Genomic DNA, 24519 nt, shown 5'->3' with positions numbered 1-24519 from the left:
GGTCCAGCGTCGAGTTATTGTCGTGAGAGCGACAGTTTCTCGACGCTGGACCAGATAGGACGGACGGGTGTTCGAGCGCTTCACTCCCCGCGCCCGCCGAGTGCTCGCGCTGGCCACTGAGGAAGCCAGAGATCTCGAGCACGCTCACCTCGGCACCGAGCACCTCTTGCTCGGGCTGATCCTGGAGGATGCGCACGCCGTGGACGCGCTCGGCCTCTCTGCGGACGACGTCCGGCAGCGCGTCGAGGCGATCGTCGGCTTCGGCGAGGGCACGCCGCGCGGGCATCGTCCGTTCACCGCGGGCGCCAAGGCCGCACTCCGGCTGGCCGACGAGGCGTCGCGCGCGCTCGGTCACGACGTCGTCGGCCCGCAGCACCTTCTGCTCGGGTTGCTGCGCGAGCGGGAAGGCGTAGCGGCGAGAGTGCTCGCGGCGGCGTGCGCGGGCCCAGCGCCGGCGGGCGCAGCGCCGGCGGGCGCAGAGTCGGCGGGTCCAGAGTCGGCGGGCGCAGAGCTGGCGGGCGCAGAGCCGGCGGGCTCAGGGCTTGTCGGCGAGGACGCGTTTGAGGATCTTGCCCGCCGCGTTGCGCGGAAGCTCGTCCAGGACGACGAGCGAGCGCGGGACTTTGAAGTTCGCTAGCCGCTCCCGGCAGTGCGCCAACACTGCGTCCTCGTCGAGCGTCGCACCAGGCCGTAGCGTCACGTAGGCCCGGCCGACCGAGCCCAGGCGTTCGTCCGGGACGCCGATCACCGCGGCTTCGGCCACCGCCGGATGGTCGGCGAGCACATTTTCCACCTCGGCCGGGTACACGTTGAAACCGCCGACGATGAACATGTCCTTGATCCGGCCGGTGATCGTGAGGCAGCCGTGCTCGTCGAGGCGGCCCTGATCGCCGGTGTGCAGCCAGCCGTCCGGGTCGATCGCCGCGGCGGTGGCGTCGGGGTCCTCGAAGTATCCGAGCATCACGTTCGCGCCGCGGATCTGCACCTCATCCTCCGGCCCGGCGATCCGGATCTCCAGGCCGGGCACGGCGGGGCCGGTCGTTCCCGCGATGTGCGCCGGGTCCTCGTTCGGGCGGGACTGGGTGGCGACCACGCACTCGGTCAGCCCGTAGGCCTGGGCGACCGTGTCGAAGCCGAGCACGTCCCGCATCTGCTGGAACAGGTTCTCGGGTACCGAGGCGGCGCCGGCGATCGCGAACCGCAGCGAGGAGAGGTCGTAGGTCTCGCGCTTCGGGTGGTTGATCAGCGTCGTGAAGATCGTGGGCGCGCCGGGGAGAACGGTGATGCGCTCGCGCTCGATCAGTCCGAGCAGGGCCTCGGGGTCGAACGTCGCGACCGGGTAGATCGTGGTGCCCGCGGTCATCGCCGCGATGATGCCGGCCTTGTAGCCGAAGCTGTGGAAGAACGGGTTGACGACCGCGTACCGGTCGTCGGGCGTGAGCGACGCGCCTCGGGCCCAGACCGCGGCCACGCTGAGCGTTTGGCGGTGGCTGCTCATCACGCCCTTCGGTGCGCCGGTCGTCCCGGACGTGAACAGCACGTCGCAGACGGTCTCGGGCGTGACGCCGCCGGCGGCGTCCTCCACGGCGGAGGCGGGCACACGCTCCGCGGCGGCGAGGAGGTCGGCCCAGCTGACGGTTCCGGAACGCGGTTCGCCGAGCTCCACGACAAGCCGCAAATGCGGCAGCCCCGGCACGGGCCCGGCGCCGCTCGCGTCCACAGTGTCGGCGGCTGCGGTGCGGAGCATGCCGAGGTAGTCGGCGCCGAGGAAACCGTCGGCCACCACAAGGGCGACCGCCCGCGAGCGTGCGAGGATCTCGCGGGCCTCGTGGCCGCGGAACCGGGTGTTCAGCGGGACGACCGCGATCCCGACGTACTCCGCGCCGAGCAGCGCGGCGACGAACTCCGCGCGGTTGGGGGCCCAGATCGCGATCCGGTCACCCGGACGCACCCCGGACGCCAGATACGCTCGGGCCGCCGTCCGCACCTGATCCGCCAGCTCGGTATAGGTGACCCGGACCGCGCCGTCGACGATCGCGGTGCCGTCCGCGAACCGGTCCGCCGCCGTACGCAGCAGCTCGGGCATCGTGCGGGCCTCGGTCATGGTCGCCTCCCTGAGCAAATGCTTGTTCGGTAAGGTGAACGAAACGATCGGGGGAGAGATGGCCACTCGGGAGTCCGTGCCGCGCTCGAAGCGCCGCGCCACGTCCCCCAAGGCGCAGGGCCGCCGCAGCGAGCTGCTCGCGATCGCCGCCGAACTGTTCGCGACCAAGGGCTACACGCAGACGACCGTCCGCGACATCGGCGACGCGGCCGGCATCCTGTCCGGCAGCCTCTACCACCACTTCGACTCCAAAGAGGCGATGCTCGACGAGATCCTGCGGGACTTCATGGGCAGCCTCCACGCGGCGTTCGCGGAGATCGTCGCGGGCGGAGAGTCGCCGCGGCAGGTTCTCGAGGGCCTGGTCCGCTGCTCGTTCGGGACGATCCACGAGCGGCCGCACGCAGTGGCGCTCTACCAGAACGAGTCGGCGCTGCTGGCCCACCTGCCGGACTTCACGTTCGTGGCCCGCACCAGCCAGGACATCACCGGGCTCTGGCTGGGAGTGCTGGCGGCCGGGCAGGAGTCCGGCGACTTCCGGGCCGACCTGGAGCCCGGCGTCGTGTACCGGTTCATCCGCGACAGCGTCTGGGGCGCGGTCGGCTGGTACAAACCGGACGGCAAGCTCGCGCACAGCACGCTGGCCGACCAGTACCTCACGATGCTCTACGGCGGCCTGCTCCGCGCCTGACAATGCTCCGCCCCGCAGCCCGATCGCGCGCTCGCGCCGTGCCGAGCGGCTGGCCCGCGGAGGGCGAGGGCGCGCTTCACCCCGGCACCTCGCGGTCACGGAGCCCGCGCGGGTCGAGCACCTCGCGGATCAGGTGCAGCTCCTCGTCGGTGGGCACCCGGGTCACCCCGTCGACCGGCCCGGCCAGCGGGAACCCGGTCTGCGCCCGCACCTCGTCCACCCGCACGCCGGGGTGCAGCGTCCGGATCTCCAGCCGTCCCTCGGCGTCGTAGCCGAGCACCGCGAGGTTCGTGAGCACGACGCCGAGGTCGTGGAACCGCAGCGACCGGGTCCGGTGCGCTCGCGCGCGGTCGTTTCCCACGCCGCAGACGACGTCGACGGCCTCGACGAACACCCGCGGCGAGTGGCGGGCCACCCAGTAGTCGGTGCGATGGTTGACGGTGTTGCCCGGCGCTCCACGGGCACCGATCAGCTGCCGCTTCGGACGCTGCGGGTCGCCGATCCGGGAGATGTTCTGGTTGCCGTACCGGTCGATCTGGCTCGCGCCCATCATGCTGTGCCTGCGCCCGGCGTTCAGCACGTCGAAGACGCTCCGGAACGGCAGCCAGCCCTCCACCGTGCCACCGTCCGCAGCCGTACCACCGAGCGGGGGCGGCGAACTCATCAGGAACGCCTCGCCGTCGGAGAGCACCAGATCCGGCGAGTGCGTCAGCCGGGCCAGTCGCGCGCTGATCGTCGGTACGGTCCCGACCGCGTGCGCCAGCACCTCCCCGGAACCGCGCCACGCGTCCGAACACGCGACGACACACACCTCGGCCCTGGTCGCGGCGAGCACGCTCACACCGTCACCTCCTCGGGCACGCGCAGCGCGCGCACCGCCTCCTGGTACTGCGCCTCGTCCCCGGCCAGGTACGACGCCTCGAACGCCCGCCACGATTCGCCGCTGCCCGCAGCGTCCACATAGCGTTTTTGGAAGGCTTCGTCCCGCGGATAGTCCGGAACGCACGAGGTGAAGTGCGCGCCGTTCGGCGCTTCGACGACCGCGTGCACGAACATCCGGCTGACGAGCAGCGACTGCGGCGGAGCCGCAGCGGTCAGCTCGGTGGTGTCCACGATTTTCTCGACGCTCAGCACGCACCGGTCGGCGGCCATCGCGAACACGTCGTCGAAGTACGGGTCGGGGCCGAGGTACTGGCCGTTGCCGTGCGCGTCGCCACGGTTGAGGTGGATCAGCGCGACGTCGAGCCGGATCCCGGGCACGGCGACGTACACCTCGTCGTCGTAGGGCGACGCGACCGTGCGCAGCTCGGGGTTGAGCGTCAGGACGTCGCTCTCCAGGCCGGCCCGGGTCGGCAGGAACGACAGCCGGCTCGCCCCGGCCCGCAGCGCCGCGACGAACATGCCCTCGTCGTACTCGGTGACCGGCAGGCCGTGCTGTTCGCGTGCGGCGCGGAAGTGCGGGTCGAGCGCGATGCTGTCCAGCGATACGAACCCGTAGATCACCCGGCGCACCTTGCCCGCGGCGCAGAGCAGCCCGACGTCCGGGCCGCCGAACGACACCACGGTCAGGTCGGTGACGTCGCTGCGCAGCAGTTGCCGCACCAGCGCCATCGGCTTGCGGCGCGATCCCCAGCCGCCGATGCCGATCGTCATGCCCGACTCGACGTGGGACGTCAGGTCAGCGAGCTGCATGGTTTTGTCCATCAATACTCCGTGGCTAGACGTACTCGAGCAGGCGACGGCGGTGCTCGCGGGCCGCGCCGAACAGCTGGGCGGTCGCGTGCGCGCGTTTGAAGTACAGGTGGGCGTCGTGTTCCCAGGTGATCGCGATCCCGCCGTGTAGCTGGATCGTCTCGGCGGCGACATGGGTGAACGCGTCCGAACACCAGGCTTTCGCCAGCGCGGCGCGCAGTGGCAGGTCGTCCGGATCGTGCGCGGCTGCCCACGCGGCGGCCCAGGACATCGACCGGGCGGTCTCGACCTCCACGAACAGGTCCGCGACCCGGTGCTTGAGCGCCTGGAACGAGCCGAGCGGCCGTCCGAACTGGACCCGGTCGCGCAGGTGCGCCACGGTCAGGTCCAGGCAGCGCTGGGCGGCGCCGACCTGGAGCGCGGTGACCGCGATCGCCGCGACGTCCCGCACCCGGCGCAGTGCGGGCGCGGCGTCGGTGGACAGCGCGCTCGCCCGCGCACCGCGGAACGTCAGCGTGGCGAACCGCAGCGTGGGGTCCAGTGCGGGCGTCACGTCCCGGGTGACGCCGGTCGCGTCCGGCGACACCTCGAACAGCCCGACGCCGGTACGGGTGCCCGCGACGACGAGCAGCAGGTCGGCGTCGGCGCCGTCCAGGACCAGCGTCGCGGTGCCGGTGAGCGTCCAGCCGGAGCCGGTGGGGCGCGCGGTCACGTCCGAGCCGTCAGCGCGCCACCGTCCGGCGGCGTCCGCCCAAGCCAGCGCGCCGAGCGAACGGCCGGCGGCGAGGTCGGGCAGCAGGCGTTCGCGGTCGGCGGGCGGTGCGGCGGCCAGCACCGCCTGCGCGGTCAGCACCGCCGAGCCCAGCAGCGGCGACGGGGTGAGCGTGGCACCGAGCCGTTCCAGCACGACGTGCGACTCCACGTACGTACAGCCCGCGCCACCGTACTCCTCGGGGATCGCGAGCCCGGCCACACCGATCTGGTCGCAGAGCGTCCGCCAGAGCGCGGTGTCGTAACCCGCCTCGATCGCCGCCCGGAGATCGCCGCGCCGGGCCACCAGGCTGTCCACGGTGTCGGCGAGCGCCCGCTGGTCGTCGTCCAGGTCGAAGCGCACGCCTCACCGCCCGGTGAGCGCGTCGAGGACCCGTCCACGGTGGTACGCCGGGGTGCCCCAGGCGCTGATCAGCGCACGGACGCGCAGAATCCACAGGCTCAGGTCGAGTTCGCGGGTGTACCCGATCGCGCCGTGCAGCTGCAGCGCGGTGCGGGCGGCGCGATGCGCCGCCTCGGCGGCCAGGACCTTGGCCGCCGAGACGGTCCGGTTCCGCTCTGCTTCGGACGCGAGTGAGCCGGACGCCGTCTCCGCCGTCGCCGCCGCGCGGGCGGCGGCCAGCACCAGCGGACGCGCGAAGTCCAACCCCACGCGGACGTCGGCGAGCGCGTGCTGCACCGCCTGATACCCCCCGATGACCCGCCCGAACTGGCGACGCGCGGACACGTACGCCACGGTGTCGTCCAGCAGCCGCTGTCCGGCACCGACCAGCCAGGACGCGGTGGCGAGCGCGCCGGCGTCCAGAGCCCGGTCGTGGCGCACCAGCCCGACGTCCGCCACGACCTCACCGGCCGACACCTCGGACAGCCGCCGCGCCGGGTCGACGGAGTCGACGGGGCGGCTCACCCGGCCGCGGGTTACCGTCCGTCCGGTCACGATGAACACGTGGGTGGCGGTGTCGGCGTCCAGTGCGTAGGGGGAGTGCGGTGGTGCGGCGACGCTGATCCGGGACAGGCCCTTCGCCACGTCGGTGAGCAGCGCGGTGTCGGTGAGCAGCGCCGGAGCCACCGCGAGCGACTCGACGTACGGCCCGGGGACGCCGTGATACCCCAGCCGCTCGCAGGCGACGACGAGGTCCACCGGCGTGCCGCCGACCCCGCCGCACGCCTCGGGGACCCGGAGCCCGGTGACGCCCAGCTCGGCCAGGCGCCCCCAGAGGCGCAGGCCGTCAGCCGGGTCGCCGCCGGCCCAGCGACGGACGGCGCCGGGAACGTCGGCGGCGCCGAGCAACGCGTCCAGCGCGGCGGCGAACGCCCGCTGTTCGGCGGAGAGCGCGAACCTCATGAGCGGGCCTTCCGGTCGTCGGACCGGGGTAGCCCGAGCACCCGCTCGGCGACGATCGTCCGCTGGATCTCGTTCGTGCCCGCGTAGATCGGTCCGGCGAGCGCGAACAGGTAGTCGTCGGTCCACGGCCCGCGGAGCTCCTGCTCCGGGCCGAGCAGGTCCAGAGCGGTCTCGTGCAGGTCGACGTCGAGCTGCGACCAGAACAACTTGTTGACGCTGCCCGCCGCGCCAACCTCGCCGCCCTCGCGCAGGCGGTCGACGGTGTCCCAGGTGTACGCGCGGTAGGCCTGCGCACCGATCCACGCGTCCACGACCCGGTCCCGCAGGTGGGGCGCCGTGTCGCCGCGCTCGCGCCAGAGCCCGAGCAGGCGATCGGCGGCGGCGAGGAACCGGCCGGGCGCGCGTAACGAGAGACCGCGCTCGTTGCCCGCGGTGCTCATCGCCACCCGCCAACCGTCGCCGACGCCGCCGAGCACGTCGGAGTCCGGAACGAACACGTCTGCGAAGAAGATCTCGGCGAACCCGGGGTCGCCGTCGAGCTGGGGGATCGGCCGGACCGTGACGCCGTCGGCGTCCAGCGGGAACAGGAAGTACGTGAGCCCGCGATGGCGAGCCGTGTCGGGATCCGTGCGAAACAGGCCGAAGCCGAAGTCGGCGAACGGCGCGCGTGAGCTCCACGTCTTCTGCCCGTTGAGGATCCAGCCGCCGCGGGTCTCGTCGCGGGTCGCGCGGCTGGTGAGGCCGGCGAGGTCGCTGCCTGCCTCGGGTTCGGACCAGGCCTGTGCCCAGACGTGGGTGCCGTCGGCCATCGGCGGGAGGATGCGTTGCTGCTGCTCAGCGGTTCCGTAAGTGAACACGATCGGGGCGAGGAGCGAGATGCCGTTCTGGGAGATCCGGGTCGGTGCGTCGGCCCGGTAGTACTCCTCCTCGAAGATCACCCACTCGACCAGCGAGGCATCGCGTCCGCCGAACGCGGCGGGCCAGGACACGACCGACCAGCGGGCGGCCGCGAGCTCGTGTTCCCAGGCGCGGTGGGCGGCGGCTCCCTCGGGGGTGTCCATCGACGGCAGCCGTCCGGGGCGGTGTGCGGCGAGCCACGCGCGAGCCTCGGCGCGGAACGCGTCTTCGGCGTCGGTGAACTCGAGCCCGGCTCCCGCGTCGAGGTCGGATTCGGCCGTGCCGAAGTAGCCCGGGTCGCCGACCGCGTCGGGATCCCCGAGGAACACCGGCCCGCCCTGCGGCGCCGACGTCATGCCGGGCCCCCGCTCCGCGCCGCGGAAGCATCCCCGGACGCGCTGACGCCAGCGGAGGCGCCGGTTCCGCCCGAGCCCGCGCCCGCGGCCGGGGCCGGGGCCGCGCCCGCGGCCGGGACCGCACCGGGGCCTGCGCCTGCGGCGGCGGCTCCGGCGGCTTCTGCCGCGGCGCCGTACACGCCCGAGCCCTCGCCGGCCGCCGCCTTGCCGGTGCGGGCCATCGCGCGGGCGTCCAGCCCCGCGAGCGAGTCCTTCGACACCTCGGCGTTGTGCGCGTGCGCGGCGTGATGCAGGCCGAACACCGAGTCCATGCCGGTCCGCATGCCCTGCAGGTCCTCGGCCTGGTTCACGGCCTTCTTGGTCAGCGCCAGCCCCAGCCTCGGCATCGTCGCGATCCGCTCGGCCATCGCGAACACCGTCGACTCCAGCTCGGCACGCGGCACGACGTGGTTCACCATGCCGAGCTCCCGCGCCCGCTGCGCGGGGAACCGGTCGCCGGTGTACAGGAACTCCTTCGCCGCGCGCGGGTTCATCACCCACGGGTGCGCGAAGTACTCCACGCCCGGGATCCCCATCCGGACGACCGGGTCGCTGAAGAACGCGTCCTCGGACGCCACGATGAAGTCGCACGACCACGCCAGCATGAGCCCGCCCGCGATGCACGCGCCCTGCACCATCGCGATCATCGGCTTCGGGATCTCCCGCCACCGGCGGCACATCCCCAGGTACACCTCGGACTCGCGCGCGTACCGCGAGTCCACGCCGTCCTTGTCGGTGTGGTCCCACCAGATGACGGCTTTGCGGTCGAACGTCTCGTCGATGTCGCGGCCGGGCGTCCCGATGTCGTGGCCGCCGCTGAAGTGCTTCCCGGCGCCGGCCAGGACGATCACCTTCACCGCGTCGTCGTCGACCGCGCGGGTGAACGCCGCGTCGAGCGCGTAGGTGACCTTCGAGTTCTGGGCGTTGATGTACTTCGGCCGGTTGACGGTGACCAGCGCGACCGGCCCCCGCACCTCGTAGGTGACGACCGGTTCGCCGTCCTCGATGGCCGGTTCGTACGTCGTCATGATGGACGCCCTCCGTCGCGATCCCGGGGATGCACAGCACGCTACCAACCAAGTGCTTGGTGGGATAGGGTTCTTCTCGCTCACCCCGCTCGCCGACGAGGAGGGAGCCGGTGGACCTGACCCACTCTCCCGAAGACGAAAAGTTCCGCACCGAGATTCGGACCTGGCTCGCGGACAACCTCGTCGGAGAGTTCGGCGCGATGCGCGGGCTCGGCGGCCCCGGCCGGGAGCACGAGGCCTACCCCGAGCGGATCGCCTGGAACCGCCACCTCGCCGCCGCCGGCTGGACCTGCCTGGGCTGGCCGGCCGAGCACGGCGGCCGCGGGCTGAGCCTCTCCCAGCAGGTGATCTTCCACGAGGAGTACGCCCGCGCGAACGCTCCCGCGCGCGTCAATCACCTCGGCGAGGAACTCCTGGGTCCGACGCTGATCGCGCTCGGGACGCCGGAGCAGAAAGCGCGGTTCCTGCCGCCGATCGTCGACGTCACCGAGCTGTGGTGCCAGGGCTACTCCGAGCCGGACGCCGGTTCCGACCTGGCGAACGTCCGCACCCGCGCCCGCCGCGAGGGCGAGGAGTGGGTGATCGACGGACAGAAGATCTGGACGTCGCTCGCGCACCACGCCGACTGGTGTTTCGCGGTGGTGCGCACCGAGCCGGGGTCACGACGGCACGCGGGGCTGTCGTACCTGCTCGTCCCGCTGCGCCAGCCCGGCGTCACCATTCGCCCGATTCGCCAGCTGACCGGGACGTCCGAATTCAACGAGGTGTATTTCGACGGCGCGCGCACGCGCGCGGACCTCGTCGTGGGGGAACCCGGCGACGGGTGGCGGGTCGCGATGGCGACGCTCGGGTTCGAACGCGGGGTCTCGACGGTCGGGCAGCAGATCGGGTTCGCGCGGGAGCTGGCGGCGGTCGTGGCCGACGCCCGGTCGAACGGAACGTTCGACGACCCGCTGATCGCCGACCGGATCGCCCGGGCCAAGCTGGGCCTCGAGGTGCTGCGCACACACGCGCTGCGGACGCTGACCGGCGAACCGCTCGCGGGCGCGGAGTCGGTGCAGAAGCTGCTCTGGGCCCGATGGCACCGCGAGCTGGGGGAGTTGGCGATGGAGGTCCGGGGTCCGTCCGGCCTGACGGTCGCACCACCGTACGAGCTCGACGACGCCCAGACCTTGTACCTGTTCTCCCGCGCCGACACGATCTACGGCGGCTCGGACGAGATCCAGCGGAACATTCTCGCCGAGCGGGTGCTCGGTCTACCGAAGGAGCCCCGCCCGTGATTCCTGCGTATGTGCCGGGCCACTCGCTGCTGGCCGATCGCACGGTGGTCGTGACGGCCGCGGCGGGTGCCGGGATCGGCGCTGCGGTGGTTCGCCGCTGCTTGGAGGAGGACGCGCGGGCGGTCGTGCTCGGCGACATCCACAAACGACGCCTCGACGAGGCGCTGGAGTCGCTGCGTGACGAGTTCGGCGCCTCCCGGGTGGCCGCGGTGCTGTGCGACGTCACGAGTTCCGACCAGGTCGACGCGCTGCTGGATGCCGCGGATCCGTTCGGCGGCGTCGACGTGCTGGTGAACAACGCCGGGCTGGGCGGCACCGCGTCGATCCTGGAGATGACCGACGAGCAGTGGTCCCGGGTCCTGGACATCACGCTCACCGGGACGATGCGGTGCACCCGGGCGGCGGCGAGGCGGATGGTCGGCCGTGGCGGCGTCATCGTGAACAACGCGTCGGTCGTCGGCTGGCGCGCGCAGGAGGGCCAGGCGCACTACGCGGCCGCGAAAGCGGGTGTGATGGCGCTGACCCGCTGCTCCGCGCTCGACCTGGCGCCGCACGGCATCCGGGTCAACGCGGTGTCGCCGAGCCTGGCGATGCACCCGTTCCTCGCGAAGGTGACCAGCGACGAGGTGCTCGCTTCGCTGACCGCGCGGGAGGCGTTCGGGCGGGCGGCGGAGCCGTGGGAGGTCGCCAACGTCGTCACGTTCCTGGCCAGCGACTACTCGTCCTACCTGACCGGCGAGGTCGTGTCGGTCAGCAGCCAGCATCCCTGAGGAGCTCGTCGTGTCAGAGGCTTACATCGTCGGGGCGGTCCGGACGCCGGTCGGGAAGCGCGGCGGCTCGCTCGCCGGTGTGCACTCCGCGGATCTCGGTGGGCACGCCCTCACCGCGCTGATGCAGCGCACCGGCGTCGACCCCGGCGCGGTCGACGACGTCATCCTGGGCTGCTGCGACACGATCGGGTCGCAGGCCGGGGACGTCGCCCGCACCGCGTGGCTGGTCGCCGGGCTGCCCGAGCACGTGCCGGGCGTCACGATCGACCGGCAGTGCGGGTCGTCGCAGCAGGCCGTGCACTTCGCCGCGCAGGCCGTGCTGTCCGGCACCGCGGACCTGGTCGTCGCCGGCGGGGTGCAGAACATGTCGGCGATCCCGATCTCGGCGGCGATGGCCGTCGGGACGCAGTTCGGCTTCACGACGCCGTTCGCCGAGTCACCGGGCTGGCAGGCCCGCTACGGCGACCAGGAGGTGTCGCAGTTCCGGGCCGCGGAGATGATCGCCGAGAAGTGGGGTTTGTCGCGGGAGCGGATGGAGGAGTTCGCCTACGCGAGCCATCAGCGGGCGCTGGCGGCGATCGACGCGGGGTACTTCGAGCGCGAGATCGCGCCGGTGGGGCAGTTCACGACCGACGAGGGGCCGCGGCGGGGCACCACGCTGGAGAAGATGGCCGGGCTGGCGCCGTTGCGTGAGGGCGGGCGCCTCACCGCGGCGCTCGCGTCCCAGATCAGCGACGCGGCGAGCGCGATGCTGCTCGCGTCGCCGCGGGCGGTGGAGGAGCACGGGCTGACGCCGCGGGCCCGGGTGCACCACCTGAGCGTGCTCGCGGACGATCCGATCTGGATGCTCACCGGGCCGATCCCGGCGACGCGCCGGGCGCTGGCTCGCGCGGGCCTGTCGGTCGACGACATCGACCTGTTCGAGGTCAACGAGGCGTTCGCGTCGGTGGTGCTGGCGTGGGCCGCCGAGGTCGGCGCGGACCTTTCGCGGGTGAACGTCAACGGCGGTGCGATCGCGCTCGGCCACCCGATCGGCGCGACCGGGACCCGGCTGATGACGAGCCTGCTGCACGAACTCGAACGACGCGGCGGACGCTACGGCCTGCAGGTGATGTGCGAGGGCGGCGGCCAGGCCAACGTGACGATCCTCGAGCGGTTGTAGCAGCCGGGGTTGGCGCCCGGGGATTGGCGTCTAACCGGGCTCTACGGCGCTGTGAGAGCCCGGTTCCGCGGCAGAGAGCGCAGCAGCCGCCGCGCTCAGGTGCGCGACCGCGTCGGCCACGATGCGGCTGACCAGCTCCTCGCACGACGGCAGATCGTCGAGCAGACCCACGACCTGCCCGGACGCGAGCATCCCGGCGGACGTGTCACCCTCGACCAGACCCGCCCGCAGCAGCATCGGCGTGTTCGCGGCGAGCATCGTCTGGCCCCACGTGCGGTCGCCCGCGCGTTTCATCGCCCGGCCGTCGGCGAGCAGCCGCCCCCACGGGGTGCCGCTCAGCCGCTGGTACGCGACGGTCCGGCGGATCGTCCGCCAGCCCCGGCCGAGCGCGCTCTCCCGCTGCAGCGTCTCGATGTACGGCGTCCGGAGCAGCCGGTGCGGCATCCCGTCCGCTTTCGTCGTCACCACCGTGCCGTCCAGCCCGGCTTGCAGGTACACCTGCTTCACCGCGTCCGGCACCGCGTTGTCGCGGGTGAGCAGGAAACGCGTACCCATCCCGACGCCGGCCGCGCCGTACGAGAGCGCCGCCGCCAGCCCTCGTCCGTCGAAGAAACCCCCGGCTGCCACCACCGGGATGTCCACCGCGTCGAGGACGGACGGCAACAGCAGCGTCGTCGGTACGGGGCCGGTGTGACCACCGCCCTCCCCGCCCTGCACCATCACCGCGTCCGCGCCCCACGACGCGACCTTCCGCGCGTGCTTCGCGGCGCCGACCGACGGCATCACGACGATCCCGTGCTCCTTGAGCCGGGCGATCTGCTCCGGTTTCGGGGCGAGCGCGAACGAGGCGACCTTCACCCCGTGCCGGATCAGCAGGTCGACCCGTTGCGGTGCGTCGCCCGCGTCCGCGCGCAGGTTGACACCGAACGGCCGGTCGGTGCGTTCCTGCACCTCCAGGATCGCCTTCTCGAGCTCGTCGAGGCTCATCGTGGCGGACGCGAGGATGCCGAGCGCGCCCGCTCGCGCGGTCGCGGCGACCAGGCGCGGGCCCGCGACCCATCCCATTCCGGTCTGGACGATCGGGTGGTCGACGCCGGTGAGTTCGGTGAGCGGCGTGCGCAGCCCGGTCATCGCGCGGCCTTACCGTCCTGCACGAACGCGTCCCGGCGCTCGTCGGCCACCCCGGCGAGGTTGAGCTCGAACGTGAACCCCTGCTCGAAGCGGTAACTGCGGTGGACGTCGACCGGGTCGATGCCGTTGAGCGCCTCCTTCGCCGCCCGGATGACCCGCGGGTCCTTGGCGGCGATCTCCCGGGCCAGCCCGAGCGCGGTGGCGTCCAGCTCGGCGCGCGGCACGGTCTCCACCACCGAGCCGTGCTGCACGAGTGCGGTGGCCGGGATCGTGCGGCCGGTGAAGTACAGCGTCCGCATCAGGTGTTGAGGGACGAGCCGCGCGAGGTGGGTGGCCGCGCCGAGCGCGCCACGGTCGACCTCGGGGACGCCGAAGTAGGCGTCGTCGCTCGCGACGACCGAGTCGCAGTTGCCGACCAGGCCGACGCCGCCGCCCAGGCAGAACCCGTGCACCGCGGCCACCACCGGCACCGCGCACTCGTAGACCGCCTTGAACGCCGCGTAACACCCCTTGTTGGCGCCGAGGATCGCTTCGAACCCCTCGGTGCGCTGCATCTCCTTGATGTCCACGCCCGCGTTGAACCCGCGCCCTTCGGCGCGAAGAACCACCACGTGGACGCTGTGGTCGGCACCGAGTTCGCGCAGGCGGTCGGCCAGCGCGAACCAACCGGCGACCGGTAACGCGTTGACCGGCGGATAGTTCATCGTGACGACCGCGATCGTGCCGTCGACGACCTCTGTCGAGAGTGGCATGCGGCGTTCCTAACCTAGCGATTGCTTGGTAGCGTAGCAGCCTCTGAAGCGTCGAGGAGGACTGCGGAAAATGACCGGCATCCTGGAGGGACGCGTCGCTATCGTCACCGGCGCCGGGCGCGGCCTGGGCCGGGAACACGCGCTCGAACTGGCCCGGCAGGGCGCGAAGGTCGTCGTCAACGACCTGGGGACGTCCGGCGCCGGCGAGGGCGCGTCGAGCGGCCCGGCCGAAGAGGTCGTCGCGGCGATCCGTGCGGCGGGTGGCGAGGCGGTGGCCAACGGCGCCGACGTGGCCGACTTCGCCGCCGCCGAGGCACTGGTCAAACAGGCGATCGCGACGTTCGGCGCGCTCGACGTCCTGGTCAACAACGCCGGCTTCGTGCGCGACCGGATGCTGGTCAACACGTCCGAACAGGAATGGGACGCGGTGATTCGCGTCCATCTGAAGGGGCATTTCGCCCCCCTCCGGCACGCCGCGGCCTACTGGCGCCAGGAGGCGAAAGCCGGACGGCCGCGAGCCGCCCGTGTAGTGAACACCTCCTCGGGGGCCGGCCTCCAGGGCAGCGTCGGGCAGGGGACGTACTCGGCGGCCAAGGCGGGCATCGCCGGCCTCACGCTGGTCGCCGCCGCCGAGCTGGCCCCGTACGGCGTCACCGTGAACGCGATCGCACCGTCCGCGCGCACCCGGATGACCGAAGGCCCGTTCGCCGCGACGATGGCCGCCCCGGACTCCGGGTTCGACCGGGCGCACCCGGGGAACGTGTCGCCGCTGGTCGCGTGGCTGGCCAGCGTCGAGGCCGGCGACGTGACGGGGCGGGTCGTCGAGATCGAGGGCGGCCGGATCTGCGTCGAGGACGGGTGGCGGCACGGGCCGGTCGTCGAGCGCGACGAACGCTGGGCGGCGGCGGACGTCGGACCGGTGCTGCGGACGCTGCTCGCGGAGGCGGCGCCCCCCGAACCGCCGTACGGAGCCCGCTCATGACCACGGCCGACGGCGACGGGGCCGCGCCGGACGTCTTTGGGTCTGCCCGGCTCGGGCCGGTGACGTTGCGGAATCGGACGATCAAGGCGGCGACGTACGAGAACCGCGCCCGCCGGGGGCTGGTGACCGACGACCTGATCGCGTTCCACGTCGCCCACGCGGCGGGCGGCGTCGGCATGACCACGGTCGCGTTCTGCGCGGTCGAGCCGGCAGGCCGCACCGACCGGCACCAGATCGTCTGGCGCCCGGAGGCGGTGCCGGGCCTGCGGCGACTCACCGACGCTGTCCACGCCGAGGGCGCGGCGGCCTCCGCCCAGATCGGCCACTCCGGACCCGTCGGCATCTCCCGCGGCCTCGGGCAGCCGGTGCTCTCGCCCAGCCGCTCCGGCAGCCCGGCGACGTTCGCCTCGACACCGGCCACCCGCGCGGACCTGCGGCGCATCGTCGCCGCGTACGGCACCGCCGTCCGGCTGGCGATCGAGGCCGGGTTCGACGCGGTCGAGATCCACCTGGGCCACAACTACCTCGCGAGCGCGTTCCTGAGCCCGCGACTGAACCGCCGCCGCGACGAGTACGGCGGGTCGCTGGAGAACCGCGCGCGGCTCGCGCGGGAGATCATGCGCGCGGTCCGGGACGCCGCGGGCGACCGGCTCGCGGTGCTCGCGAAGCTGAACATGGACGACGGTGTGCGCGGCGGGTTCTGGCTGGACGAGTCGATCGTCGTCGCGCGGTGGCTGGAGCAGGACGGCACGCTCGACGCGCTCGAGATGACCGCGGGCAGCTCGCTGCTCAACCCGATGTACCTGTTCAAGGGCGACGCGCCGGTGCGGGAGTTCGCCGCGGTGTTCCCCGAACCGATGCGCACCGGCGCCCGCCTGGCCGGCCACCGGTACCTGCGCGAGTACCCGTACCACGACGGTTACCTCCTGGACGACGCCCGGCAGGTCCGGGCCGCCGTGAAACTGCCGATGATCCTGCTCGGCGGCATCACGAACCGCACGATCATGGACACCGCGATGGCCGAGGGTTTCCAGTTCGTCGCGCTGGGCCGGGCGCTGCTGCGCGAGCCGGACCTGATCAACCGGTTACGGGCCGACCCGGGCGTCCGGTCGCTCTGCAACCACAACAACAAATGCATGCCGACGACGTTCAGCCGCAGCCGCTGCGTGCTGGTACCGGAAACCCAATCGCCCACCACCGCACAATGAGGGCGTGAACACCCTCCTCCCCGCCGCGGTGCTGGTGGACATCGACGGCACGCTCGCCGCCCGGGTCACCGACCGGTCGCCGTACGACTGGCACCGGGTCGGCGAGGACGCTCCGGTAGCGGCGGTCGTCACGGTGGTGCGGGCGCTCCACGCCGCCGGGCACCGGATCGTCGTGGTGTCCGGGCGCGACGACGAGTGCCGTCGGCAGACCGAGTCGTGGCTGACCCACCATCTCGACGTGCCGTACGACGAGCTGCTGATGCGCCGCGCCCGCGACAACCGGCGTGACGCGGTTGTGAAGCGGGAGCTGTACAAACGGCACATCCGCGACCGGTACGACGTTCAGTTCGTGCTGGACGACCGCGACCAGGTGGTGCGGATGTGGCGCGAGCTGGGCCTGGTCTGCTTCCAGGTGGCGCCGGGCAACTTCTGAGCCGGGTCGCTGCCCACCGGCGCCAGGCGGATTGCATTTGGAAGACGTATAGCCCTTCCAAATGCAATCTGCTCAACGGCGAAGCGGCACCGGCGCGCCGCCGTCACGGCGGCGCGCCGGTGTCGGGGCGTTTGTCGGCGCCGCGGACGGATTCGAGCACCGTATGGCCCTGCTGATCCACGAAGCGGGTGAACAGCTGCTGCGCGTACCCGAAGACGAGCGCCCAGGCGAGGATCTGCGCGGGTGTGTCCAGTGCGGACAGCCCGGGCACGAACTGCCCACGGAGCAGCACCAAGCCGAGGAACGCCGTGATCGCGCCGGTCGGCAGCTTCAGTAGCGCGAGCAGCACCGGTAGGTGGACGGCCTCCGACGACCCGCGGATGCCCCGGATCGCGACCGCGGCGGCCACCGAGGCGCGCGATGTTGAGCAGCAGCACCTCGGCGGTGTCCAGCCTGCTCGTCGCCCGTTCGGTCCGCGAGGCGCGCCGGAAGATCCAGAGCCACTTCGGTGGGTTCAGCGGGGCGCCCTCGGCGGCCTGTCGCGCCGCCCGGAGGTTCTCCCGGATCGCTGACCCGACCGAGTCCGCTCCCGGTCCGGGATCGCGCGTCAGCACCCATGCGGTGAGCGCCTCGAGCTCGCTCGCGCGGGTGAGCGTGCCCTCCCGCCACGCGGCACGAACCGGACCGTGCCCCCGCCGGTGCTCCCCATCCGCGGCCGCCGCCCCGGCGGGAGGCGGCACCCCGGCGGGAGACGGCGCCCCGGCGTCGGGCGGCCTCCCCTCGTCGGGCGGTGGCGTCATGACTAGCCGCTGGCGGCTGCGCCGATCGGGCCGGCGATGTCGGGGTCGGACAGATAATCCGCGATCGAGTGCGGATCGGACGCGTTGTGCGTCACCTCGTCCCGGATCGCCGTGCGCCCGTCGTCAAAACGCGGACCGAGCGGGTGCACCAGCGCGACGAAGTCGCGGACGTCGTAGGCGTTCACCCAGGCGACGTCCGTCGCCGGCTGGATCCTCGGCACGTGCGGCATCCCGCGCGACGCCGCCGGACGCAGGTTCTTCTGGACGATCGGGTAGCCGAGCGGCGACCCGGCGGTGACCAGCAGGCGCACCCGGACGTCGGCCGGGAGGTCGGCGAACAAGTCGTACGCCACGACGGTCCCGAGGCTGTGCGAGACCAGGATGACGTCGTCGTGGACCTGGCGGGCATCGAGCACGGCCTTGCGGACGACGTCCAGTACGGTCCGCCGGATCGCCGGGACCTCCAGGTAGTACGCGACGTCGTCGAGGAACTCCTCGATCACCCACTCGGGCGCGCCGGTCTTGCGGGCGAGGAACTGCAGCGCCGAGCGCGCTACCGGTAGCCGGAGCACGTTGCCCCAGGCGATCTCGGTGGCCGGCTGGGCGTCCCCGGCCGTAGCGCGGACGGCCGCCCCCACCTCGGGGTCGCCGTACCCCAGTTCCCGGTCGGGCTGGAAGCCGAGCTCGGCCGCGGCCTCGAGGACGAGCCGCTCCTTGGTCGCGGCGGCTGCGGCGTCCGGACTGCCCGCGCTTTCCAGGTCGGGCGTCCGGCCGCCGGAGGCGACGTGGGCGTCGATGCGGTCGGCGAACACGTTCCCGTAGAACGGGAACCAGACGTCCTTCTCCGGGATCGGCGGTCGCCGGGCGAGGACCAGGCCTTTCGACAGCCCGGCGAGCCACGACCGCTTGCGGCCGGCCACGTGCGCGGCGACGCGGTCCTGGTCGCCACGGAGGCCGCGGGACAGCTGCTGCCCGCGGCCGTGGATGAAGACGAGACCGGTGCTCATGGGTCCTCCACCGGGGCGAGGAGTAGGTCGACCAGGTCCTTCTGGTCGGGCGGGAACGTGCGTGCGGTGATGTCGGCGACGATCGCGGAGACGCGGATGCCCTCGTTCGCGACCCACCGGCGGAGCTCTTCCGGCGTGAACCGGGTCACCGGATCACCGTTGACGTCGACCTCGCGCCCCGCGCTGTCCCGCGCCGGGACCCCGCTGTGATGCAAGGCGACGCACTCCCACTGGTCGTTGAAGACCGGTGAGCCGGACGATCCGGGCTCGGTATCGGTGAGGTACGTGACCTTCGTCGCGTCGTCGACGGTCAGCAGCAGATTGTTCCGGAAAGCGATCTCGCGTGGATCTCCGCGCGGATGCTGGATGATGTTGACCGGCTGTCCGATCATGATTTTTCCGGTCGCGGCGATCAACGGGATCACGCCGTACGTGGCGCCCGGCGGCGAACCGTCCGCGGACGGTTCGACGGCCACCACCGTGTAGTCGAGTTCGTCGGTCGGGCTCGTGACAAAAAAGCGTTCCGGGCGGAAGTCGTACGCTTTTGCGCCGGTGATGTTTCCGCCGGTGTCCTCCTGATACCGGAATCGGGCATTCGAGTCGCGGGCGATGTCCGGATCCGGCAGCACGTGGTTATTCGTGAGCAGCAGACCGGGCGCGACGAGGAAACCGGTTCCGGGGCCTTCGGGCGTCCTGACCAGCGCGACCGCGTCCGCCCGCCGGACTCCCTCGGCGAGCCACCAGGCCGGCAGCAGGTCGGAGCCTTCCAGGAGCCGTTCCAGCGCGGCGTTCACGGCTTCCGGCGGAGTGCCGTCCACCGGAATTCCCCGTCGCCGGGCATAGGCGATTCTGCGGTTGAGCGGCTCGCGGCGCCAGGCCGTACCGTCCAGCGCCTCGCGGATCTGTTCATCCGTAATGATCGTCATGCCCGCTCCGGAATTCTGCCCGGAATGGCGTCCGGCGGTCGTAAGCGAATCTGTTCGTCCGATTTAGAATTCATTGTTCCCCCATGAAAACCCCGTGGAAAACCTTGCCCGAGAGGGTGGCACGCGAATGCCGCCCACGGAAGACGCTTTTCTGTGGTCGTCGCCCCGCACGATTCGGTGCAGTCGCGCGACTGATGTCGGCGAGGCAGCGCGATGGCAGCGTCGGTGCCGGTACACGGCAGCGGGAGGCGGCGCGCATGGATCGGGACGGGCTCACGGTAGTTCCGGAGGCGGCCGGGGCGCCCGCGCGTCCGCACGGCGCGTTCCGGGCACTGCGATCGACGCCGTTCCGCTGGTACTTCGCCGGCCAGATCGCGTCCGCGAGCGGAACGTTCGTCCAGCAGACCGCGGTCGCCTGGCTGGTGCTCCAGCTGACCGGCTCGGCGGCCTCGCTGGGGCTGGTGCTGGCGGTCGGCGGCATCCCGTCGCTGCTGTTCGGCCCGTTCGGCGGCGGTCTCGCCGACCGGTTCGATCTCCGTCGGCTGCTGATCGTCACCCAGGCGACGTTCGGCCTGCTGGCCGCCGTGCTCTGGTTGCTGGCCGCGAACGGGGACGCGACGGTGCCGGTCGTTCTCGTGATCACGGTCGTCGGGGCGCTGGTCGGCGTCGTGGATTCGCCTGCGCGGCAGGCGTTCGTCGGCGCGCTGGTGCCGCCGGACGACCTGGCCAGCGCCGTCAGCCTCAACGGCGTCGTGATGAACAGCGCACGGGTCGTCGGACCGGCCGTGGCAGGCGTCCTGATCGCCGCGGTCGGCACCACGCCGTGTTTCGCGGTCAACGCGGTCTCGTACCTGGCGGTGCTCGCCGCGCTGGCGGTGGTCCGTCCGCTGTCCGGCGTGGTGTCACGCTCGCGCGGAGGTGGTCTGCGGGACGCCCTGCACTACGCCTGCGGCCGCGAGCAGCTCTGGCTGCCGCTGACGATGATGGCGATCGTCGGCCTGCTCGCGTTCAACTTCGGTGTGGTGCTGCCGGTGCTGGCCAAGGAGACGTTCCACGGCTCCGGCGGGACGTACGGCGCGATGTCGACGGTGCTGAGCGTCGGCTCGGTGCTCGGCTCGCTCGGGGTGGGGCTGGTGCGGCATCCGCGTCGCCGCTACCTGATGGCGGCGGCGCTGGTGTTCGGGCTGGCGCTGGCGGCCACCGCCGCCGCGCCCACGCTCGCGGTGGCCTTCGTGACGCTGTTCGCGACCGGCGCGGCCGGGTTCACGTTCGTCACGCTCGCGTCGACGACGCTGCAGCTGCACTCGTCCCCGGCGTATCGGGGGCGGATCCTGGCGCTCTGGGTGTTCGTCTACCTCGGGACGACGCCGATCGGCAGCGCGGTGACCGGCTGGGTTCTCGACGCGGGTGGGCCGAGGGCCGGGCTGCTGGTGGGCGCCGTGGCGTGTTTCGTGGCCGCCGTACTCGCCGCCAGGGTGCGCACACCCGCGAACCCGGACGCCCTGCTCACCGACCTCCCGGCCCGCTGACCTCCCGGCCCGCTGACCTCCCGGCCCGCTGACCTCCCGGCCTGCTGACCGAGGGATCCCGGGCGAAGACCCGCGCGGCCGGGGTCAGTCGGCCGCCGTGGCGGTGCCCGGCGTCACCGGGTGCCAGGTCGGGTACTTGGGGTCCAGCAGGTCGCCGGACGACGTCCCGTGCAACCGCCGGTTCACCCACGGCAGCACGTGCTCGCGGTAGTAGCGCGTCGTGGTCGCGAACGAGCGAAGCACCGGCGGCACCGGGGGAGCGGGCGCCGGAGCCGGCCCGTGCCCCAGTGCGTGCAGCACGAGCCCGGCGACCCGCTCGTGACCGGCCGCCGCGAGGTGCAGCCGGTCGGTCGACCAGTAGCGCGGATGCCGGATCTCGGCGTCCCCGAAGACGTTGACGAACGTGACGTCGTACCGCTCGCAGAGGCCGGCGATCCCCGCGGTCAGGTAGGCGCCCCGGCGCCGCACCACGCGTCCCAGCGGCAGCTGGGCGGTTGGGTCCGCCCCGCTGAGCGCCACCACCCGGACGCCGGCGTCCGCGCACCGGCGAAACGCGCTCTCGGTGAGCGCGAGCAGGTCGTCGAGCCGGACCCCCGGGCGCAGCATGTCGTTGCCGCCACCGTTGAGCGTGAGCACGTCGGGCAGCGGGTCCAGCGCCAGCACGGCGTCGAGCTGCTCGGTGACGATCGGCCGCAGCAGCCGTCCCCGGATCGCCAGGTTCGCGTACTCCACGGGCTCCCCGAGCGCCGCGCTCAGCCCCTCCGCGACCCGGTCGGCCCAGCCCCGGACGGTGCCGTCCGGCCGTGGATCCCCGACTCCCTCGGTAAAGCTGTCACCGATCGCTGCGTACCGCATGCGTCGTATTGCATCAAAGGCACCGGCGGCAACGGGTGCGGGGCGGCCGCGCGCACCGCCCGCTATGACGCCGGTCTCGCGTACCGGTCGGCCATCGCCGCGAACACCGCCTTCGGCTCCCAGCGCGAGCCGTCCAGCATCCGGACGACGCCGTACGACGCGAGGTCCGCCTCACCGACGTGCGCGAACCCGGCGAACGTGAACCACAGCGCGGTGTCCACCCCCTCGGCTTCGAACACGTCCATCAGCTCGGTGAAGTACCGCACCTGCTCGTCCTCGTCGCGGACCGCGCCGGGTGGCGGTTGCCAGGCCATGCCGCCATGGTCGGCCGCGCCGCGGTACGCGCAGGTGCCGAACTCGGTGACCGCGACCGGCTTGCCGTGCGCGAAGTGCCCGCGCACCTCGTCGCGGAACGTGGCGGCGTTGTACGCGGCCCGGTACGCGTCGACGCTGACGACGTCGAACGGCGTCCAGTCGATGAACTCCCACGGAGCGGCCGCGTACGTGACCCTCCCGTCGAAGCGGCGGCGGACGGTCGCGGCCACCTCGACGAGGAAACCGTTGAGGCGCTCGATCACCGGCCCCAGCGACGACCACCACTCCAGGTCGGCGGCGGCGAGCGTCGCCAGCCGCTCGCCGTACGTCGCCCCGGGCAGGAAACCGTGGCAGAACGCGCTCATCTCGCACCCGGCGACGAACACCACGTCGCCCGGTAGGTCGGCGGCCAGTTCGGCGCACTCGCCGAACAACCGCAGCACCTCGTCGGTCGATAAATCGACTGGAAACGGTGCGAACCAGACTTCCAGGCCCTCGGAAGCGGCCGCGTCCGCCGCGACCCGGAGCCGTTCGGGGTCGCCGCCGGAGATCCGCACCGCGTCGCAGTGCAGGTTCCGGGCGATCACGCCCAGGTCGTGCCGGACCGCGTCCGGCGAGAACTCCGGCCGGGAGGCGGCGCCGGGCAGGAACCCGGTGTCGTAGTTGATTCCGCGTGCACGCATGGGGGCATTGTCGTCACTTTCGTCAGTGGGCGGGCCGGACCGCCGTCGGTACCGTCAGCCCCGTGACCCGGCTGCGAAGAATCGGCGCGGACGTGCTGCTCTGGGCGGTGCTGTGCGCGCTGCTGCCGCTGAACGGAGAGCGCCTCGCCGACGGCACCTACGTCAACTGGCTGGCGCTCGCGAGCCTCGTCGTCGCGGTCGCGGTCGGCCTGCGCCGGATCGCCCCGCTGACGTCCCTGGTGCTCGCGGCCGGTCTGCTGGTCTTCGACGTCTGGCTGGCGGCTCCGTTCGCGGGCCTCGCGTTCCTCGTCGGACGCTCCACGGTGCAGCCCCGCTCAGCGCTCCAGACGTTCGCCGCGGTCGGCGCAGGCGGGGCGGCCTGCGCGCTGATCCGTTCGGCGCTCGTCGGCACCGACCCCTGGGTCGCCTACTCCCTCGTGGCCGAGATCGTGTTCTGCGGGATCTTCCCGTGGCTGGTCGGCCGGTACCTGCGCCAGCGCCGGGAACTCGCGGTCGGCGGATGGGCGCTCGCCGAGGAGCTGGAACGCGGCCAGACGCTGGTCGCCGAACGCGCGCGGCTGCGGGAACGGACGCGGATCGCCGAGGACATGCACGACGCGCTCGGCCACGAGCTGAGCCTGATCGCTCTGCGGGCCGGAGCGCTGGAGCTCGACCGGTCGCTCGGCCCGGCGCAGCGCGAGGCCGCGGCGGAGCTCCGCGCCGGTGCCGCCGCGGCCACCGAGCGACTGCGCACGGTGATCGGCGTGCTGCGCGCGGGCGCCGACGCGCCGCTGCAGCCCGCCGACGAGACGATCACCACGCTGGTCGACCGCGTGCGACGCGCGGGTCTGGTGATCGACTGGCGCATTCAGAACAACAACGGTGTGGACGCCGGGCAGCAGGCGAACAGCGGGTTGCCGCCGCTCGCGGACCGGGCGCTGTACCGGGTGGTGCAGGAGGGACTGACCAACGCGGCCCGGCACGCACCGGGGAACGCGGTGACCGGCCGCCTGACGATCGCCCCGGAGACCGTGACCGTCGTCCTGACGAACCCGCTCGCGCCCGGCGAGGAGGACGGCAGCCGGACCGATCGGGCCGGCGCACGTCCCGCGATCGGCACCACCGCAGGGGGCGCCGGGGCCGGCACCGTCGGCGGCACCGGGCTACTCGGGCTCGCGGAGCGGGTTCGGCTGGCCGGGGGAACACTCACCACCGACACGGGGGGCGGCACGTTCACGCTCACCGCGACCGTTCCCCGCGAACCCGCGACCGCGCTCACCCCCGCCCCGGACGCCGCACCGAGCCGAGCCGCCGCCCGGGAGAGCCGGGCGGCCGCGCTGGTGAGCGAGGCGCCGGCCGAGGCGTCCGGGCGGCTCGCGCGGGCCCGGCGTCGCACGCGCCGGGGCCTGGCCCTCACCGTGCTCGTTCCGGCGGCGGCCGCGGTCCTGCTGGTCGGCACCGTCGTCGGGGCCTACGTGGTCGAGACCCGGGGCTCGGTGCTCACACCGCTCGACGCGGCCCGCCTGCACGTCGGGCAGGCCGAGAGCGAGGCCCGCGACATCCTGCCGTACCTCGAGGTGACCGAGCGGCCGAACGTCAGCGAGCCCGCCCGGCCGCCCGGCGCGCGCTGCGAGTACTACAACGTCAGCGGCGAACTGTTTCCGCCGGTCCGGGACGTGTACCGGATCTGCTTCGCCGACGAAAAAGTGGCCGGGATCGACCTGATCCCGGGACGAACAGCACGAGGAGGCCGTGGGTGATGGGAG

At 72.6% G+C, this 24519-nt stretch carries 23 protein-coding genes and 1 pseudogene; 10 read left to right on the top strand and 14 right to left on the bottom strand.

Features of this window, described 5'->3' with window-relative positions; all coding sequences use genetic code 11:
- The first annotated feature begins 67 nt into the window (after nt 1-67).
- Nucleotides 68-637, top strand: coding sequence for a Clp protease N-terminal domain-containing protein (locus tag BUB75_RS28425; RefSeq protein WP_073260914.1), 570 nt, complete (start codon nt 68-70; stop codon nt 635-637).
- Here the strand turns inward: BUB75_RS28425 and BUB75_RS28420 are convergent.
- Nucleotides 536-2104 carry a FadD3 family acyl-CoA ligase gene (locus BUB75_RS28420; protein WP_073260912.1) on the bottom strand — a complete coding sequence of 523 codons (1569 nt, stop codon included), beginning with the start codon at nt 2102-2104 and terminating at the stop codon, nt 536-538. The two genes, BUB75_RS28425 and BUB75_RS28420, sit on opposite strands and share 102 nt — an antisense overlap.
- A 58-nt stretch (nt 2105-2162) precedes the next feature.
- Between BUB75_RS28420 and BUB75_RS28415 the strand changes: the two genes are divergently transcribed.
- Nucleotides 2163-2792 (top strand): TetR/AcrR family transcriptional regulator, encoded by a 630-nt coding sequence (locus BUB75_RS28415; protein ID WP_073261012.1) that lies wholly within the window; start codon nt 2163-2165, stop codon nt 2790-2792.
- Between the two features lie 76 nt (nt 2793-2868).
- Here BUB75_RS28415 and BUB75_RS28410 read toward each other — a convergent pair whose 3' ends face one another.
- The 6 genes and pseudogenes from BUB75_RS28410 to BUB75_RS28385 all read right to left on the bottom strand — a co-directional run.
- Nucleotides 2869-3627 (bottom strand): CoA-transferase, encoded by a 759-nt coding sequence (locus BUB75_RS28410; RefSeq protein ID WP_073261010.1) that lies wholly within the window; start codon nt 3625-3627, stop codon nt 2869-2871.
- A 2-nt stretch (nt 3628-3629) separates the two neighbouring features.
- On the bottom strand, nt 3630-4499 hold the full coding sequence (locus tag BUB75_RS28405) for a CoA-transferase (RefSeq protein WP_143175442.1): 870 nt from the start codon (nt 4497-4499) through the stop codon (nt 3630-3632).
- Between the two features lie 10 nt (nt 4500-4509).
- Nucleotides 4510-5598 carry an acyl-CoA dehydrogenase family protein gene (locus BUB75_RS28400; protein ID WP_073260908.1) on the bottom strand — a complete coding sequence of 363 codons (1089 nt, stop codon included), beginning with the start codon at nt 5596-5598 and terminating at the stop codon, nt 4510-4512.
- Nucleotides 5599-5601: 3 nt separating this feature from the next.
- Nucleotides 5602-6600, bottom strand: coding sequence for an acyl-CoA dehydrogenase family protein (locus tag BUB75_RS28395; RefSeq protein ID WP_073260906.1), 999 nt, complete (start codon nt 6598-6600; stop codon nt 5602-5604).
- The gene (locus BUB75_RS28390; protein WP_084741823.1) at nt 6597-7853 is read right to left on the bottom strand and encodes an acyl-CoA dehydrogenase family protein; all 1257 of its coding nucleotides are present in this window, start codon (nt 7851-7853) and stop codon (nt 6597-6599) included. Before BUB75_RS28390 ends, BUB75_RS28395 begins: the two co-directional genes overlap by 4 nt.
- A 194-nt stretch (nt 7854-8047) precedes the next feature.
- Nucleotides 8048-8920, bottom strand: a pseudogene (locus BUB75_RS28385) (enoyl-CoA hydratase); the annotation flags it as partial.
- 110 nt (nt 8921-9030) lie between these two features.
- Here BUB75_RS28385 and BUB75_RS28380 point away from each other — a divergent pair.
- The 3 genes from BUB75_RS28380 to BUB75_RS28370 are packed head-to-tail and all read left to right on the top strand — an operon-like array spanning nt 9031 to nt 12132.
- A complete protein-coding gene (locus BUB75_RS28380) occupies nt 9031-10200 on the top strand; it encodes an acyl-CoA dehydrogenase family protein (RefSeq protein ID WP_073260904.1) in 1170 nt (389 codons plus the stop codon).
- On the top strand, nt 10197-10970 hold the full coding sequence (locus BUB75_RS28375) for an SDR family oxidoreductase (RefSeq protein ID WP_073260902.1): 774 nt from the start codon (nt 10197-10199) through the stop codon (nt 10968-10970). Before BUB75_RS28380 ends, BUB75_RS28375 begins: the two co-directional genes overlap by 4 nt.
- Nucleotides 10971-10980: 10 nt before the next feature.
- On the top strand, nt 10981-12132 hold the full coding sequence (locus tag BUB75_RS28370; RefSeq protein WP_073260900.1) for an acetyl-CoA C-acetyltransferase: 1152 nt from the start codon (nt 10981-10983) through the stop codon (nt 12130-12132).
- 30 nt (nt 12133-12162) lie between these two features.
- Here the strand turns inward: BUB75_RS28370 and BUB75_RS28365 are convergent, their stop codons facing one another.
- The gene (locus BUB75_RS28365) at nt 12163-13263 is read right to left on the bottom strand and encodes an NAD(P)H-dependent flavin oxidoreductase (protein WP_073260898.1); all 1101 of its coding nucleotides are present in this window, start codon (nt 13261-13263) and stop codon (nt 12163-12165) included.
- The gene (locus BUB75_RS28360; RefSeq protein ID WP_073260895.1) at nt 13260-14015 is read right to left on the bottom strand and encodes an enoyl-CoA hydratase family protein; all 756 of its coding nucleotides are present in this window, start codon (nt 14013-14015) and stop codon (nt 13260-13262) included. Before BUB75_RS28360 ends, BUB75_RS28365 begins: the two co-directional genes overlap by 4 nt.
- A 70-nt stretch (nt 14016-14085) precedes the next feature.
- On the opposite strand from BUB75_RS28360, the gene BUB75_RS28355 reads away from it, so the two are divergent.
- The 3 genes from BUB75_RS28355 to BUB75_RS28345 are packed head-to-tail and all read left to right on the top strand — an operon-like array spanning nt 14086 to nt 16638.
- Complete coding sequence (locus BUB75_RS28355) at nt 14086-14997, top strand: SDR family oxidoreductase (RefSeq protein ID WP_073260893.1); 912 nt, start codon at nt 14086-14088, stop codon at nt 14995-14997.
- Nucleotides 14994-16205 carry an NADH:flavin oxidoreductase gene (locus BUB75_RS28350; protein WP_073260891.1) on the top strand — a complete coding sequence of 404 codons (1212 nt, stop codon included), beginning with the start codon at nt 14994-14996 and terminating at the stop codon, nt 16203-16205. The genes BUB75_RS28355 and BUB75_RS28350 overlap by 4 nt, the downstream gene beginning before the upstream one ends.
- Before the next feature lie 4 nt (nt 16206-16209).
- Complete coding sequence (locus BUB75_RS28345) at nt 16210-16638, top strand: phosphatase domain-containing protein (RefSeq protein WP_073260889.1); 429 nt, start codon at nt 16210-16212, stop codon at nt 16636-16638.
- A 103-nt stretch (nt 16639-16741) separates the two neighbouring features.
- Here BUB75_RS28345 and BUB75_RS28340 read toward each other — a convergent pair whose 3' ends face one another.
- From BUB75_RS28340 to BUB75_RS28330, 3 genes are all read right to left on the bottom strand, one after another.
- Entirely contained in the window at nt 16742-17047 is a 306-nt protein-coding gene (locus BUB75_RS28340) for a hypothetical protein (protein WP_218617808.1), read from the bottom strand.
- A 393-nt stretch (nt 17048-17440) separates the two neighbouring features.
- Nucleotides 17441-18445 carry a hypothetical protein gene (locus BUB75_RS28335; RefSeq protein WP_073260887.1) on the bottom strand — a complete coding sequence of 335 codons (1005 nt, stop codon included), beginning with the start codon at nt 18443-18445 and terminating at the stop codon, nt 17441-17443.
- Nucleotides 18442-19371, bottom strand: a complete 930-nt coding sequence (locus tag BUB75_RS28330) for a trypsin-like serine peptidase (RefSeq protein WP_073260885.1) — start codon at nt 19369-19371, stop codon at nt 18442-18444. Before BUB75_RS28330 ends, BUB75_RS28335 begins: the two co-directional genes overlap by 4 nt.
- Nucleotides 19372-19628: 257 nt before the next feature.
- Between BUB75_RS28330 and BUB75_RS28325 the strand changes: the two genes are divergently transcribed.
- Nucleotides 19629-20900 (top strand): MFS transporter, encoded by a 1272-nt coding sequence (locus BUB75_RS28325; protein ID WP_084741822.1) that lies wholly within the window; start codon nt 19629-19631, stop codon nt 20898-20900.
- Between the two features lie 84 nt (nt 20901-20984).
- On the opposite strand, the gene BUB75_RS28320 is transcribed toward BUB75_RS28325, so the two are convergent.
- On the bottom strand, nt 20985-21755 hold the full coding sequence (locus BUB75_RS28320) for an SGNH/GDSL hydrolase family protein (protein WP_073260883.1): 771 nt from the start codon (nt 21753-21755) through the stop codon (nt 20985-20987).
- A gap of 62 nt (nt 21756-21817) precedes the next feature.
- Nucleotides 21818-22753 carry a glycoside hydrolase family 113 protein gene (locus BUB75_RS28315; protein WP_073260881.1) on the bottom strand — a complete coding sequence of 312 codons (936 nt, stop codon included), beginning with the start codon at nt 22751-22753 and terminating at the stop codon, nt 21818-21820.
- A gap of 62 nt (nt 22754-22815) precedes the next feature.
- Between BUB75_RS28315 and BUB75_RS28310 the strand changes: the two genes are divergently transcribed.
- Nucleotides 22816-24513 carry a sensor histidine kinase gene (locus BUB75_RS28310; protein WP_084741821.1) on the top strand — a complete coding sequence of 566 codons (1698 nt, stop codon included), beginning with the start codon at nt 22816-22818 and terminating at the stop codon, nt 24511-24513.
- Nucleotides 24514-24519: the final 6 nt, after the last annotated feature.

Source organism: Cryptosporangium aurantiacum (assembly GCF_900143005.1).
GTDB classification, from domain to species: domain Bacteria; phylum Actinomycetota; class Actinomycetes; order Mycobacteriales; family Cryptosporangiaceae; genus Cryptosporangium; species Cryptosporangium aurantiacum.
This window is presented reverse-complemented; position numbering and strand designations above follow the sequence as displayed.

Excerpts from the sequence above, each read along its gene's own strand:
- BUB75_RS28420 (WP_073260912.1), bottom strand. The coding sequence starts at position 2,104 with ATGACCGAGGCCCGCACGATGCCCGAGCTGCTGCGTACGGCGGCGGAC.
- BUB75_RS28350 (WP_073260891.1), top strand. The coding sequence starts at position 14,994 with ATGACCACGGCCGACGGCGACGGGGCCGCGCCGGACGTCTTTGGGTCT.
- BUB75_RS28355 (WP_073260893.1), top strand. The coding sequence starts at position 14,086 with ATGACCGGCATCCTGGAGGGACGCGTCGCTATCGTCACCGGCGCCGGG.
- BUB75_RS28335 (WP_073260887.1), bottom strand. The coding sequence starts at position 18,445 with ATGAGCACCGGTCTCGTCTTCATCCACGGCCGCGGGCAGCAGCTGTCC.
- BUB75_RS28330 (WP_073260885.1), bottom strand. The coding sequence starts at position 19,371 with ATGACGATCATTACGGATGAACAGATCCGCGAGGCGCTGGACGGTACG.
- BUB75_RS28325 (WP_084741822.1), top strand. The coding sequence starts at position 19,629 with ATGGATCGGGACGGGCTCACGGTAGTTCCGGAGGCGGCCGGGGCGCCC.
- BUB75_RS28320 (WP_073260883.1), bottom strand. The coding sequence starts at position 21,755 with ATGCGGTACGCAGCGATCGGTGACAGCTTTACCGAGGGAGTCGGGGAT.
- BUB75_RS28365 (WP_073260898.1), bottom strand. The coding sequence starts at position 13,263 with ATGACCGGGCTGCGCACGCCGCTCACCGAACTCACCGGCGTCGACCAC.
- BUB75_RS28390 (WP_084741823.1), bottom strand. The coding sequence starts at position 7,853 with ATGACGTCGGCGCCGCAGGGCGGGCCGGTGTTCCTCGGGGATCCCGAC.
- BUB75_RS28395 (WP_073260906.1), bottom strand. The coding sequence starts at position 6,600 with ATGAGGTTCGCGCTCTCCGCCGAACAGCGGGCGTTCGCCGCCGCGCTG.
- BUB75_RS28360 (WP_073260895.1), bottom strand. The coding sequence starts at position 14,015 with ATGCCACTCTCGACAGAGGTCGTCGACGGCACGATCGCGGTCGTCACG.
- BUB75_RS28415 (WP_073261012.1), top strand. The coding sequence starts at position 2,163 with ATGGCCACTCGGGAGTCCGTGCCGCGCTCGAAGCGCCGCGCCACGTCC.
- BUB75_RS28315 (WP_073260881.1), bottom strand. The coding sequence starts at position 22,753 with ATGCGTGCACGCGGAATCAACTACGACACCGGGTTCCTGCCCGGCGCC.